The organism is Exiguobacterium artemiae 255-15, assembly GCF_000019905.1.
Lineage (GTDB): Bacteria > Bacillota > Bacilli > Exiguobacteriales > Exiguobacteriaceae > Exiguobacterium_A > Exiguobacterium_A artemiae.
This window is the reverse complement of the sequence record NC_010556.1, coordinates 2,850,093-2,864,523: the sequence shown is the minus strand read 5'-3', so window position 1 is coordinate 2,864,523 and position 14,431 is coordinate 2,850,093. Positions and strand designations below refer to the sequence as shown.

The 14,431-nt window shown below is 47.9% G+C and carries 14 protein-coding genes; 3 read left to right on the top strand and 11 right to left on the bottom strand.

What is annotated here, in order from left to right; genetic code table 11:
* Positions 1–14: 14 nt before the first annotated feature.
* The 3 genes from EXIG_RS14655 to EXIG_RS14645 are packed head-to-tail and all read right to left on the bottom strand — an operon-like array spanning position 15 to position 3,981.
* A complete protein-coding gene (locus EXIG_RS14655; protein WP_012371739.1) occupies positions 15–758 on the bottom strand; it encodes a sugar nucleotide-binding protein in 744 nt (247 codons plus the stop codon).
* Positions 755–1,840: an SDR family oxidoreductase gene (locus EXIG_RS14650; RefSeq protein ID WP_012371738.1), complete on the bottom strand. Its 1,086-nt coding sequence runs from the start codon at positions 1,838–1,840 to the stop codon at positions 755–757. The genes EXIG_RS14655 and EXIG_RS14650 overlap by 4 nt, the downstream gene beginning before the upstream one ends.
* Positions 1,837–3,981, bottom strand: a complete 2,145-nt coding sequence (locus EXIG_RS14645) for a PAS domain-containing sensor histidine kinase (RefSeq protein WP_012371737.1) — start codon at positions 3,979–3,981, stop codon at positions 1,837–1,839. The genes EXIG_RS14650 and EXIG_RS14645 overlap by 4 nt, the downstream gene beginning before the upstream one ends.
* 217 nt (positions 3,982–4,198) lie before the next feature.
* On the opposite strand from EXIG_RS14645, the gene EXIG_RS14640 reads away from it, so the two are divergent.
* Positions 4,199–4,723 (top strand): restriction endonuclease, encoded by a 525-nt coding sequence (locus EXIG_RS14640; RefSeq protein ID WP_012371736.1) that lies wholly within the window; start codon positions 4,199–4,201, stop codon positions 4,721–4,723.
* A 172-nt stretch (positions 4,724–4,895) separates the two neighbouring features.
* Entirely contained in the window at positions 4,896–5,372 is a 477-nt protein-coding gene (locus EXIG_RS14635) for an LURP-one-related family protein (protein ID WP_012371735.1), read from the top strand.
* Between the two features lie 48 nt (positions 5,373–5,420).
* On the opposite strand, the gene EXIG_RS14630 is transcribed toward EXIG_RS14635, so the two are convergent.
* Positions 5,421–6,041 (bottom strand): DUF1836 domain-containing protein, encoded by a 621-nt coding sequence (locus EXIG_RS14630; RefSeq protein WP_012371734.1) that lies wholly within the window; start codon positions 6,039–6,041, stop codon positions 5,421–5,423.
* Positions 6,042–6,156: 115 nt separating this feature from the next.
* On the opposite strand from EXIG_RS14630, the gene EXIG_RS14625 reads away from it, so the two are divergent.
* Positions 6,157–6,804 (top strand): diacylglycerol/polyprenol kinase family protein, encoded by a 648-nt coding sequence (locus tag EXIG_RS14625; protein WP_012371733.1) that lies wholly within the window; start codon positions 6,157–6,159, stop codon positions 6,802–6,804.
* 1 nt (position 6,805) lies between these two features.
* On the opposite strand, the gene EXIG_RS14620 is transcribed toward EXIG_RS14625, so the two are convergent.
* The 7 genes from EXIG_RS14620 to EXIG_RS14590 form a co-directional block, all read right to left on the bottom strand.
* Positions 6,806–7,669, bottom strand: a complete 864-nt coding sequence (locus EXIG_RS14620; RefSeq protein WP_012371732.1) for a tetratricopeptide repeat protein — start codon at positions 7,667–7,669, stop codon at positions 6,806–6,808.
* Between the two features lie 108 nt (positions 7,670–7,777).
* Complete coding sequence (gene ald, locus EXIG_RS14615; RefSeq protein ID WP_012371731.1) at positions 7,778–8,902, bottom strand: alanine dehydrogenase; 1,125 nt, start codon at positions 8,900–8,902, stop codon at positions 7,778–7,780.
* Positions 8,903–9,022: 120 nt separating this feature from the next.
* Positions 9,023–10,240, bottom strand: coding sequence for a PucR family transcriptional regulator (locus EXIG_RS14610; RefSeq protein WP_012371730.1), 1,218 nt, complete (start codon positions 10,238–10,240; stop codon positions 9,023–9,025).
* Positions 10,241–10,444: 204 nt separating this feature from the next.
* Positions 10,445–11,299: a sulfite exporter TauE/SafE family protein gene (locus tag EXIG_RS14605; RefSeq protein WP_012371729.1), complete on the bottom strand. Its 855-nt coding sequence runs from the start codon at positions 11,297–11,299 to the stop codon at positions 10,445–10,447.
* A gap of 107 nt (positions 11,300–11,406) precedes the next feature.
* Entirely contained in the window at positions 11,407–12,963 is a 1,557-nt protein-coding gene (locus EXIG_RS14600) for a solute symporter family protein (RefSeq protein ID WP_012371728.1), read from the bottom strand.
* A complete protein-coding gene (locus tag EXIG_RS14595) occupies positions 12,960–13,286 on the bottom strand; it encodes a DUF485 domain-containing protein (RefSeq protein ID WP_012371727.1) in 327 nt (108 codons plus the stop codon). Before EXIG_RS14595 ends, EXIG_RS14600 begins: the two co-directional genes overlap by 4 nt.
* A gap of 293 nt (positions 13,287–13,579) precedes the next feature.
* Complete coding sequence (locus tag EXIG_RS14590) at positions 13,580–14,224, bottom strand: TVP38/TMEM64 family protein (protein WP_012371726.1); 645 nt, start codon at positions 14,222–14,224, stop codon at positions 13,580–13,582.
* Positions 14,225–14,431: the final 207 nt, after the last annotated feature.

Sequence of the window (14,431 nt, the reverse complement as noted above, 5' to 3'; positions counted from 1 at the left end):
CGGACGACACTTTTTTAATGAACGAAGGACAGGTGTTCTGAAATTGGTCGGATGACAACCCGTGAGTCGGTCATCCGATCGTCGCGCGTCATACTGTTATCTTCAGTAATGTGCCACTTCGACCCATGTAGGATGTTCAAAGCGGTCACGATGTCAAAAAAGGAATGACTTGCATTTCCGTTTGCCAAATAGAGACCGGGAGTATACGTCGTGACGATCGTATAAAGCGTCTGGGCCGTATCCTCTAGAAAAGCACAGGAAGGATACCACTGTGTGCTGGCGGGAATTGGACCTGCGATAGCATGGCGTTCCAAATAATCAATCATATTATTGGAGCCGGCTGCCTGCCCAATCTGCCAACCAATCCGGACGATGTAGGCATCGGGATTGACCGCTTGAATCAGCCGTTCGCACGTTCGTTTGTAAGCTCCGTACTCATCCGTTGCTGCAGGGACGATTGCAGGATCATGAGGTCCTTTTTGTTCGTCGGAATAGACGGAAGCCGTGCTTGTAAAAAGAAACGGAATGTTTCGTTCGAAGGACAGTCGTGCAAGTGTTTCGGCGAATTCAGCCGGACCCATCCCGATATGCAGCAAGAGGTCGGGTTGAACACGATCGATGAACGCTTCCATGACGGCAGAATCAGTCGTAGAGACGACGGACCGGTCCCAGGCGGTGATATCGTAGTGATGGGAACGGAAGACGTCTGCGAGAACGGGCGCGACCGTTCCGTTCATACCTGTTATTAAAACATTCATACGGGTTCTCCTGTCTGCGGATGTTTTGTTTTGTAATAGGTGACAAGGCGGGGAATCAGTTCCGCTAAATCCGGACAGATGATACCCGTTCCGTCCAAATCACGTAAGGCGTTACTCGTATCATATCGGGCCGGATGGACGAAGTAATCGAGTGTCTGCCGTTGCATCTGCAGGCGTTTCGCGATCCGCGGTGTGAGAAGAGACGTGACCAGTCGAAACGGAACAGTACCTCTCGGATATGAACCGTAATAGACGACGTGCAGCATCTCGTAAATCGCGCGGGCACCATGCGGGAACGGATCGGTCAGGTGATACGTCGTCCGGATGCCGGCTGGCGCATGACTGAGATACGTCGTCGCATTGACGACGTAATCATACGGAACAAGATTGACGAGTGCGTTTGCTCGTCCGGCATACGGTAACGGGGCAAAAGGACGGAGCAGCCGTAGCGCATTCAGAACAAAATACACACCATCCCACTTCGGGGTTTCACCGGTCTGGGAATGTCCGACGACGATTCCGGGCCGGATGATCGTATAGGGTAACGTTCCGACTTCTTCACGGAATCGTACTTCTGCCAAATATTTCGTTTCTTCATAGGCATTTTTAAAGTCGACCTGATGTGTTAACTCGTTTTCAGAAATCGTTCCGATCCGGAGACCGGAAACATAAGCCGTACTGAAATAGACATAACGTTCCAGGTGGACGAATGTATGGGCAAGGCGCGTCACATTCGAGGTGCCGGTGACGTTAATCCGAAAGGCAGCAGCGTAAGCAGTCGCCAAGTCATAAAGAGCAGCCAGATGGAAGAGATGAGTGACGCGACTTACCAGCTCCTTCCGGATGGACTCGGGCAAACCCAACCCCTCTTTCGTAATGTCGCCTTCAATTAAAATCAGCTGTTCTTCCTTGAGCGACGTCGTCCGTAAAAACTGTTCCTTCTGCGAGACGGCGCTCGCGTATTCATGTTTAAGATGCAACAGATAAAAGCAGTCGATTTGTTCAGGAACCAAAGCTAAACGTTCGATCAGCTTCGTTGCCAAAAATCCGGGGAATCCTGTCATCAGATAAGTTCGCGTCATTTTTTCTCAAAATCCTTTCGTGGATCCAGCTCCAATACAATCGTGAACGTCGATCCTTGATTTAACTCCGATTCGACGGAGATGGCGCCTCCGTGAGATTCGATGATTTCTTTACAAATAGCTAGTCCTAAGCCGGTTCCGCCGATTTTTCGGACGGCGGAGTTATCGACGCGATAAAATTTCGTGAATAATTTATCAAAAGCGGTGGGCGGAATGCCGATGCCGTAATCTGTCACGCTTAAGATGGCCTGATCTGCTGTTTTTTCCAAACGGACATCAATATGATCAGCGGCAGGGGAATACTTAATGGCATTGGACAACAGATTGATGATGACTTGTTTGACCTTGTCTTCATCGGCAAAAATAAGGATCGGGTCATCGTCCGTCACAGCATGGATCGTATGAGTCTCTGCTGTCTCCCCGAAGGTTTCGATCGTTTCTTCCAACAATTGGCGTAACGAAAATGGTTTAAAGGCATAATCCTGTTTGCCGCCTTCCATGCGTTGGATGTCTAAGAAATCATTGAGAAGATTCGTCAGGCGCTTCGCTTCTTCATGGACGATTTCCACATACCGCGTCGTTTTTTCAGGTGTCGGTTGCCGGTAACGCAACAGTTCCATGAAACCAAGGATAGATGAGAGCGGTGTCCGTAATTCATGGGAGACGGTGCTGATCAGTTCATCTTTGACGTGATCCATTTTCTGTTCTTCCGTCCGGTCACGGAAGACGAACAGGAAGCCGTGTCGTGAAAAGCGGCTCCGTTCTTTTTTGATCGAGGTCGCATAAAATTCAAAGTAATGATGACCGGATTCATCCGGTTGCTGCAAGGTGAAGCGGAAGGAGATCTCGGAATGTTTCCCTGCCAACAATTCCTCGACCTGCTGCAGCATGGCGTACCGTGTCGCTAAATCGAGATTCGGAATCATGCTAATCCGTTCCTGGATTTTACTTGGCGCGATACCCGGTACATCCAGCAGCTTGCGTGCTTTGACGTTCATATAGGTAAAACTGCCGTCTTCCCCGGTCAGTAAAAAACCTTCATTGGAAGCTTGGAGAATCGACTGTGTGATATCGCGTTGGCGCATGATGGCATTTTTTTCACGTTCTAACATCTTTTCGATTTTCTTTTGTTCGGTCATGTCGCGAACAACGTCGACGCGCATCCGGGTCTTTTCGTAGGTTATTTCACGGGGAAAGACTTCAATTTCGACAGAAGTGCCGTCCGCCCGCCGCCCGATGACTTCATACGGTTCTTCATGATGCTTCATGATTCGCTGAGTGACGGAGTTCTGAAACTCGGGTTGGATAAAGTCGAGAATCTGATGACCTTTCATCAGTTCGAGTCGGGTCCGGAAAATAATTTCCGCCGCCCGGTTCGCATCGAGAATGACGCCGTTATCATGAAAGATGACGGCTTCAAGAACCGATTCGGCAATCAGACGGAAACGCCGTTCACTTTTCGCGAGATGCAGCTCGACTTGCTTTTGAGAACTGATATCCGTGATGAATAAAAAGAAACCGCCATTTTGGAGACGCGTCATATACAGGCGGCCGTAGAAATAAGAACCGTCTGTCCGGTGATATGTCCAGTCATTTTCTGTATCCCGTCCGTGTAACAAGAGAATATCTTCATCGGACAAGTTTTTTAGATTTAACTGTTCAAGATGTTGTTTCCGGAGTTGGAATTCTTCCGGATCATGAATCGAGATCGGTGTCATCTCCTGAGGCAGCGCAGCGGGATCGACGCCGAACATCGTGCCGGCTGTCTCATTGATGGCGGTGATGCGGAAATCCGGATCTGTCACGAGAATCGCGGCATCAATCGTTGAATTCAATAGTTGGTGGAGATCAAGTGACTTGATCGTGACTAAAAAGAAATCCGTCTGCTCGACCGGAGAAATCGTCAACGTGTATGGAAGCGAGACGACTTGAATCCGGCTTGAAATCGGGAAAAGTGTATCCTCCAGTAAGAAGAATGAAGAAAGCGATGTATCAGCTGATGACAGCTGGAACTGATTATGAAATGCAGGGTTCGCAAAGTCGATGATACCAAGTCGATCCACTAACACGATAGGCTCTTCGAGAGCGCGCAACGTTGCATGGATGACTCTGCTGGAAGAAGGAGATGAATGTTCTGCCATGAGCTGCCTCCTTAAAAGAAATGAGCGGTAGACGAATGTGTACAAAAAAGTCAGTAAGGTGACGTATTCTCTATATATTCTCCATCCCATGACGTCGTTCCTATCACTTACGCAAGACAGGCACGAATTTAGTATGATGAATATAGAGAACGAATCCGACTACGGACGGGTGTGACACGTAAACCGACGAGCGGACTCGGAAGGGCGGAACAAAACGATGCAAACACATACGAAACGAAGAATGATTGCCTTCTTATTTGCAGGAGGCGGGGGAGCCGCTGCTTATTTTTTTTCGAGTTCTTGGGAACCTTTAATCTTGATTGTCAGTATAGTAGGGTGTACACTCTTTTTAATCCTTTCCTTCCTGACACCGTCACTCGCCAATCGGCTGGACCGGATGGAAGGACGAGAGTTTGAGGAATGGTTGGTCGAGCTTTTTGAAAAAGCCGGGTATCGTGTCGAGTTGACACCGGCCTCACGTGATTTCGGAGCAGATTTATTGATTGAAGACGCACAAGGGTATAGGATTGCGATTCAAGCGAAACGATATGGTTCGGTCGTAGGACTCGAAGCCGTTCAACAAGTGGCGGCGGCCGTCCCGTTTTACGGTATGGATGAAGGATGGGTCGTGACGAACTCGACCTATACGGAAGCCGCGTATCGTCTGGCAGAACCGAATCAGGTTCGGTTGATTGATCGGAACGAATTACTGGAATTTGCTCATGAAATTGGCTTTCGCTAATGTTGTCGAATGATTGTCGACAAAAGGGGGTTGTCAATTTGTTCAAACGGTGCAATAATCATTTTCGTTAACGAAATATCAGTCAGATAAAGAAAATCAAAATTATACGGAATGTCTAAATATACTGGGGACGAAATACCAGCACTTTTTAGCAGTGAGAGGAGAATTTCTGTTGCGCAAAGTTGTCTATGTGCAGGGTTGCGTTTTTTCGCAAGGTCATGCCGCGATTTATGATGAATCCCACCAAATGATTGGGGCGGTTCAACACGACGATACAGGTCGTGTTCAAGTAATGAATGGTGAAGGTAGAGGGGTAGCGTTTGGTAAGTTCATCCCGACATGCAAGAAATGGGTCGTGATGAACCACGATGGTCAAGAAGTAGGTCAAATGCGTGAGAAATTTTCACTCTTCTCGAAGAAATGTGAGTACAACGTTTACGAACGAGGTACGTACACCATTTCCTTCGACCTGACAAAAGGAAAATTCTCAGTACGGAGTTCAGCGGGAGAAGTCGTCGCAGAATTGCTGCAAGACGGCGATGAATACCGTCTCGTCAAAGATGCGGATAAGCTTTCGATGTACGAATTACTCTCGGTTCTAAAGAGCCTGACGAATAACGTCAACTACAAGTCACTTACAGCAGTCTAAAATAAAAAAGATGTCTGGCCATCGATGATGACCGGACATCTTTTTTTATTAAGTTTGTAAGACATGTTGAAGACGTTGCTTCGCTTCGTGCGTCAGATGCGATATACGGCGCGCATAGAGGCACAGTTGGAGAACGTGGACAGTTTCAGGGCGGTAGGCGTTGATGCGCTCTAAGGACCGTCTCAAGCGTTTTTCCGTCAACTCGATCGGACCGCTTGTTTCCGCATGTTGTGTATACACAAGATAGAAGTCAAGCGGACTGATTAAATCATCTTCATCAATGTTTGGATTTTTGAAGACAATCGTCAATAATTCACGTGTTTCCTCCAGTGAAAACAAATGCTTTAAATCATCCAGTAAGTAAATGATGGCAGCCTGGTTAATGGAATACTTCTTACCCCGGTGCGGAACGCCGATGATGTCACGGACTTCGCGCTTCGTCCAATTTTGAATCGTCGTTGCCGACATATGTTCCCCGATCAATGCATTGGCAAGGTGAACGATTTCATTAATGGATAAACCGTTTTTGGAAGGATCGAACTGTTTGAGACGGGTCATTACTTTCGGCAGATCGGCTTCATCTTCTGACACAAGTGTCCCGATTCCTTTGCCTTCTTTCAAACGAAGCAGGCAACTGGATAACGTTTGTACTGCTTGAGCATCATACATGCAGAATACTTCCTCTCTAGAACGTCATTTGACCTTATGTTAACAAATGAAGGTTCGAAAGAGCAAACGCCAATTGAACGAAGTACAATGAAACTATCAAAAAAGGGGGATTCGTATGGAGTGGATTGCTGCAGTCGGAACAATCGTCATCGTTGGAATCGTCTTAGCCCTTCTCGAATGGACGGGAAAAAAATTGCAGATGCAACCCGAGACGATACGGAAGTGGATTCATATCGCGGTCGGGCACTGGGTGTTTTTAGCCCTCGCTTGGATGGAGCATTGGTATGTCGCCATCACACCGCTGCTTTTTTTCACACTGATCAATTGGATTACATTGAAACGAGGGACCGGGCGGATGAATCAGGTGGAACGGGTTTCGTATGGAACAGTGTATTACCCGATGGCCTTGGCCCTGCTGGTTCTGTTCTTTTTCGAACAGGAACCGATGGCGCTTGTCGCAGGAAGTATGGTCCTTGCCTGGGGAGACGGATTAGCCGCCCTCGTCGGAAAACGCTTTGGGAAAACATTCTACACCCGCGGAAAAATCCGTCGTTCGTTCGAAGGTAGCATCACGATGTTTCTCGCCTCGTTTCTCGTGTTGACAGTGACCTTCCTATTGTATGAAGAACCGGCTTGGCTTGCCGTCAGTTACGGTTTTTTACTGGCCAACATTGCGGCCTTGATTGAAGCGGTCTCTTACCGGGATACCGATAACCTGTTGATTCCGCTGACGATCGGAGCTCTTGTCGCATTCGCCCTGTGAATTACGAACGGTGCAACAGACAACGCATGAAATACCGGGACCGGATCGTCAGGTAGAGCGGAATGGACCGGATTCCGGCATGGCGATACGTCAAGTCACGGCAAAGCGTATCAAAAACGGTCCGACACATCCGGTCTTTCGTCTGATCGTAGACGGCTGCCCACATGCTGTGTTCGACCATCAGGGAAAGCATGGAATCGAGCCGAAAGACGGTTGCTTCATCCGGTTCGCCGTCCAGTGCCTGATGGAATAACTCATAACGCATTTCCGCATTGTTGGCGGCAATCGAATGGAACACCATATCGTGGTGATGTTCCGGAATTTCGAACAGCAATGAGTAAAGAGACTCCAGCACATGTTCATCATGCCCCGGCATCGACTGCATCATATCGATGGTCATCAAGGTCCCTTCTCCACCGGGACCGATTTTTTTCAGGTATTGGAGTGCATGAGACGCGGCCTCGCCGAAAAATTCCCGTTCGTGATAATGAACGGCTAAATGACGATGCACACTCGGCTCCTCCGGAAAAAGCGACAACGCATCCAGGAAATGCCGTTCGGCCTCATGTTGAAAATTTTCGACTTCACTCATCAAACCGAGCAGCAGGTGCGCCCGGACATGATCACCGGTTTCGGAACGTGCCTGTTCAAGTTGTCGACGTGCGGCTGAAAAGTTTTGTTCGTGAAAGAAAGCATAGGCTTTGGCAATCCCGGGAAGCGGATGCCCAGGGTCCAACTGGTGCAGGCGTTCAATTTTTTGCTGAAACAGCTTGGGTTCAAATTCAGACGTCAAATGCGACAACAGATCAAGCTCTGCGAAAGGGATTGTAATCTCATTTGATTGTGCTTGTAACGTATGGATCATGTGAAGACCACCTTATGTCATGTGATATCTTCATGATAATGGAAAGAGAAGACAAGAAACAGCCCATTGCTTCAGCAACGGGCTGTTTCTTATCTTTATCAGATAGGCTTAAGCGTGTAGATGAAGCACATCTTCCACCGATTTGTACGTGTATCCAAGATCGCGTGCAACTGCTTCGTACGTGACGAATCCTTGGACAACGTTCAGACCTTTTTCAAGAGCGGCGTTTTCAGCCAGCGCGCGATGCGTGCCTTTGTTCGCAAGCTCTAATACATAAGGAAGTGTCGCGTTCGTCAAAGCGAGTGTCGATGTGCGTGGAACCGCACCTGGCATGTTGGCGACCGCATAGTGAACGACACCGAACTTCTCATATGTCGGATCATCGTGTGTCGAAATACGATCGACTGTTTCGAAGATTCCACCTTGGTCGATCGCTACGTCAACGATGACAGAACCCGGTTTCATCCGCTCGACCATTTCAGCCGTGACAAGTTTCGGAGCTTTTGCTCCAGGAATCAAGACGGCACCGACAACGAGATCACTTTCAGCGACAGCTTCTGCGATCGTATACGGGTTTGAAATCAATGTGTTGATGGAATTACCGAAAATATCATCGAGTTGACGAAGGCGTTCCGGACTGACATCGATGATTGTTACGTCTGCACCGAGACCAACCGCAAGTTTCGCTGCGTTTGTTCCAACGACACCACCGCCGATAACCGTTACTTTACCGCGACGCACACCCGGAACACCTGCGAGCAGGATTCCCATGCCGCCGTGTGGTTTTTCGAGGAACTGCGCTCCGATTTGTGATGCCATCCGACCAGCGACTTCGCTCATTGGTGTCAAGAGTGGTAATGTCCGGTTTTTTTCGACCGTTTCGTATGCGATAGCTGTAATTTTTGAATCGACGAGTGCGCGTGTCAATTCAGGTTCTGCAGCCAGGTGAAGATATGTGAACAGTGTCAGTTCCGGACGGAAGTATTGATATTCTGAAGCAACCGGTTCTTTCACTTTCAGTGCGAGTTCTGCAGTCGCCCAAACTTCAGCCGCTGTCTCGATGATTTGTGCCCCTGCTTGCGTGTACTCTTCGTTTGTAAAGCCGCTCCCCATACCAGCAGTTGTTTCGACGATGACCGTATGTCCTTGACCCATTAATGCTGCTACCCCAGCAGGCGTTAACGCGACACGGTTTTCATTGTTTTTGATTTCCTTTAATACTCCGATGATCATAAATGCGATCCCCTTTCGCGAATAAACAAACAGTGTGTCACTTCTTCTTCAGTATACGAGAAATGAAAGCGTTCTACTTTATCGGCGATTTCAAAAATACAAGCAATCCTTTGTGAAAAATCACAAAGGATAACGGTCTGCTTTTAGGTATAGGTAGAGAAGGGCCCGTTCCGGAAGCGACTCCATCCGAATACCGGCTTCTTCTTCGATTCTTCGCATCCGGTACAAAATCGTATTCGGGTGAACATGGAGATGAGAAGCGACCTGTTTGACGTTTCCGTCATAATGAAGGAACCATTCCAACGTCTCGCAAAGGGAAGCGGCATGCTTCTCGTCATAGGAACGCAAGCGTTCGATTTCTTCCAAGCGGACAGTTCTTCTGCGCAACCGTTCAGAAAAAATCGGCAAGAGTTGAAACAGACCAAGACGTTCATATCGTGTAACCGTACTGAGTTCAAACGGAAAAGCATCTTTTAACCGCAGAACGATGCCGGTTTCCTCGTACCGTTCCGGAATCGATTGGACGCCGGTAAACACTTCGCTGCTGGCAGAGATGAAGTTCGTATAATTAAACCGTTCCGCGAGCATCTGTCGGAATGACTGGATGAACGCATCGAACTGGAGTCGTTCATGATGGGCATCTTGATCGTTTGTGCTGATCCACAAAATAAAATCAGTTTCATCATATGCGTACAAAAGCGGTCGGACGGTTTGCTGGATAGTCAGCAAATAGCGTAAACGATCCGCGAGTCGCGGCGTGATGGCTTCTGAAAACCGGATCACCATCAGACGGCTGATTCCGGGTGGCGCAACATGTAACTTAGAGAAGGTCTTTAAAATTTCCGATTCGGGCATGTCTTCATGCAGTAGTTCAAAAAAGAATTGTTCCGTTTTTTCTTCCTGGCGTTTCTTTTGCATGTCGATCGCGAGCAACTGGCGCTGGGCAAGCAACGCTCCTTTTTTAAAATCGGATAACTCCGTTTCCGAAAAGGGAGTGCTGCGGGCAATCGACCAAATATACCCTAAAATTTCTGTGTCCTGTTTGATTGCAATCGCGACGCGGTCATTCAATCCGACACCCGTCCGGGCTGAAATGATTAAAGGTTCGTCTTGCGCAGCAAGATTCTGGATGACTTCGTCTTTCCACAGTTGATCGATGACCGATTCGGGGACGCGCCGCCCAATAATTGTTGCAATCCGGGCCGGATCCGTATCAGCTGTGTGTGTGCTGTAGGCAAGTAACCGGTGATTCCGGTCCTCGATCGTAATGGGAGCACTCAGTGCGACACCAATCGCTTCGGCTAAATCCTCAAGGGAATGATACGTCGCTTCCAACATAAAAATCAGACCTTCTTTCTCTATTTAAAAAATCCTATTGAAGTAAGTATATCTTTGGTTGTGTACAAGCACAAAGAAATTCCTGTAAGTTGTAAATTTTAACAAAATATAAAACGACTCCACGTCAAAATCAGACACAAAAAACCTCCCGACAGTTAACCGGATTTACCGGGGAACTGTCGGGAGGCGAGATTATACAAAGAATCAGCGGCGGACAGAGCGTTTACGACTGTAGACGACAAGTGTCAGCAAGAAGACAAGACTGAGGGCAATCAAGACAATCAGTGAAGCCGTATTGAAATGAAGGACCTCAAGAAGAACGCTTGTTGCAACGGTCAGATAAAAAATACCGAGATATTTTTTGACGAACGGGCTGTCGAAATGCGCCAATTGTTTGGCCCCGATCGGTGCACCGAGTAACGCTCCGATGATCAACATCACTCCGACGAGCAGATCGACATCGGTACTTGCGACCGTATAGTTGACGAGCCCGGACAAGACGATCAATAAGGCAGAAGCAATACTTGTTCCGACTGCGCGCTTCAACTCATATCCGGCAATACCGACCAGGAGCGGCGTGATGATAAAACCACCGCTGACACCGAGCAACGACGAGATGAATCCGGCAAACAGTCCGATGAATCCAAGCGCCAGGTAACGGTTTTTCCAACCGGTCTGTGATCCGGTCGTTGTTTTGGGACGTAAAAATTTATTGGCGAAATACAGCAGCAAACCAATATAGACGATCGAGATGACGAGATGGGCACCGTTCACTTCTTCCAAGCGGAGAACGATCGGCGTTGCGATGGTAGAACCGATGATCCCGACGAGACCGACGACCAGACTGTCACGCCAGACCACGTTTTTAAGGCGCAAGTGTGAGAGCGTACCAGATACGGTCGAGCCGAGCGTCAACATTAAGCTGGTCGCGATGGCGACGCTCGGGGCAAAACCGAGAATCAGCAAAAGCGGTGTTAAGATGATGCCGCCGCCGATTCCGAAGAAACCGGAGATGATACCAATGAAAAAGCCGAGCGGTAAAAAATAATAAAATTCCATTTGAGACATTCCTTTCACGTTCTTTCATACGGTTAGTATGGCAATCCCTTCGCAAAATGTAAAAGGGAACGGCTCCTTCAAGGGGGTTGAAGGAGCCGTTAAGGGGATTATTCTTTTGATGCCGCAACTTCAGTTGCTGTATCAATACCGGTATTGGCTTTGACAAGAATACGTTCGAAGTTACCGGCCACTTCGTCCGATTTCGTAACAAGTGTTCCGATGATCGCACCTAGAAAACCAAGTGGAATCGAAACAATTCCTGGATTCGACAGTGGGAATAACGCTTCCCCGACGAATAAGGCTGAACCGTCGACTGCCCAGATGTTAGGACTGAGCGCGACGAGAAGCAGTGAAGAGAAAAGACCGACGACCATACCTGTGACAGCTCCGCCAGTATTGAAACGGCGCCAGAAAATCGTCAGCAAAATGACGGGCAGGTTAGCACTGGCTGCAACTGCAAAGGCCAGTGAAACGAGGAAAGCGACATTCATCGATTGCGCGAATAACGCCAGTACCATCGAAACGAGTGCGACGGCAATGGAAGCGAGACGGGCAGCCGTCATTTGTTCTTTTTCCGTCGCTTGTCCTTTGCGCAGGATGTGACTGTAGAAATCATGGGCAAAGGCGGAAGCAGCCGATAAAACGAGTCCGGCGACGACGGCAAGGATTGTCGCAAAAGCAACAGCTGCAACAAAGGCGAACAGTAAGTCTCCACCAAGCGCCTGCGCAAGGAGAGGGGCCGCCATGTTACCGGCAGCATTCGCAGCAATGATGTCATCTGCTCCGACGAAAGCCGCGGCTCCAAAGCCGAGGAAAATCGTTAAGATATAAAACGCACCGATGATCCAGGTCGCATACACTACTGATTTCCGGGCAGTCGGTGCATCTTTAACCGTAAAGAAGCGGATTAAGATATGCGGCAAGCCGGCTGTTCCGAGAACAAGTGCCAAGTTTAAGGAAATCGTATCGAGCGGCAACTTAAACTTATTACCGGGGTTCAGGAATGAATCACCGAGCGGCGTTGCTTGTTTCACTTCCGAAAACATCTTCATGACTGAGAAGTCGAATTTAGCAAATACCATAAAGGAAATAACAGCTGTTCCGGCCATCAACAGAATGGCTTTAATGATTTGCACCCAGGAAGTGGCCGTCATCCCGCCGAACACAACGTACACCGTCATCAAAATACCGACGATGATGACACTTGTCGTATAAGGAATCCCGAGTAATAACTCAATCAGGGCACCGGCTCCTACCAACTGGGCAATCATATAGAAAATGGAGATGACGATGGAGTTCATCGCTGCGACACCCCGAACTTTCGAGGCATTAAAGCGGGCGGCAATCATATCTGCCATCGTATATTTTCCTAAATTACGCAACGGTTCGGCGACAAGGTAAAGAACGACGAGGTAGGCGACCAGGAAACCGATCGAATAAAAGAATCCGTCAAATCCGGCCAAGGCAATCATTCCGGCAATTCCAAGGAAAGAAGCAGCTGACATATAGTCGCCGGCAATGGCAATTCCGTTTTGGGCACCGGTCAAACCACCGTCCGCGGTATAAAAATCGTTTGCCGTCTTCGTTTTACGGGCGGCGAAGTATGTAATGACGAGTGTCAACCCGACAATCGCGGCGAATAGGGCGACAGCTGTATAGTTCATTTCGATTCCCCCTTGATTTGTTCGACCAACCGATCAAACGAACGCGCTTTTTTGCTGTAAAGGGTACAGAACGTCCACGTCATGATGAACTGCAGGAAAGCGAATAGCCAAGCTCCTGTAATATCACCAAGCAACGGCCGATTCAAGAAGGTAAAATAGCTGGTCATGATAGGCAACGTAAAATAAAAAATGAGACAAAATAGAATAGCAGGTAAGATGAATGCCTTTTTTTCTCGCATCAATTGTTTAAATGATGGACTTTCGACAATCGCTTCAGCAGAGCGTGTTGTTTCCGTCTTAGCTGTTTCGGATACCTGATGCATGGGACGCCTCCTTTGAAAATGAATTTAAATTCATTATAGAGACACTTACTTTGGAAAATCTATCCTAATTTAGAAGGGGGAAACAGAGATATTATACTAGTATTGGTCTTACCAATTAATTGTAAGCGTTTTCAATAGTGAACAAAATGTGAACGTTATTTTAATAACATATTGATTTCAAAAAATGATTCAAAAGTCCTGCTCTGGAAAATGGATTCAAACCTTAGAAAAGCGTGATGAAACAGCATAATTAAAAGACACACCCTTCATCAGGATGTATCTTTAGAGGTAAATCATTTGTTATTGTGCTCGATTTCTTGTTTAAGCTCACGTAATGACTTCGAACGTCGTGCCAAGGCACGGCGCTTGATGATTTCTTCGACGCCGCGACTGACTCCCCAGATGGCGAGTAAAATCAGGAACAGAAAAACAAGCCGGATCGGCCGTTCCAAAAATGTCGACCATTCTTTACCGATTAAGGAGAAGATGATGACGACGATCAGTCGTCCTGCTCCGGCAGCAATCAAATACGTCCGAAGCGACAGTTGAATCATGGCGGAGATGGCTGTAATGATAAACGCCGGCATGAACGGAAGGGAAAAGAAAAAACCGAGCGAAATCGGACTCATATGGCGAACCCGTTCAATCCACTGTTGAGCGGCTTTATGTTGTTCAAGCCACCTCGTGACAGGGCGACGGAATAAATAACGGATACAGGCAAAGACAACAAGTGAGCCGAGCATGCTTCCGACCCAAGAGACGAGCACACCCATCCAAAATCCATAAGTGGCGGCATTGGCGGAAATGATCAGAACAAGTGGGAGGAACGGAAAAAGTGATTCCAAAAAGGGTGCGATCAATCCGGTCGCAGCACCACCCGGAAGATCCTGGAGAAACGTAATCATCTGTTCAATCCACTGACGGACGGTTTGGAGCATTCGGAATCCTCCTTACAATATAAACTGCTAATTTCTATTTTAACTCTTTCCCCGCCAGAAAGGGAGAAAGTTTGTCCGGAGCTTCTTCTGAAACTAGTAATTGTGCATTTCAAATGAAGTTGGTATTATACTTAAATGGGTGCGTTTTGCAGGCGTTCCCAGCTAGCTTATAGCTATGACGCTTCGTTCGCCAACGTTCGTTTTACT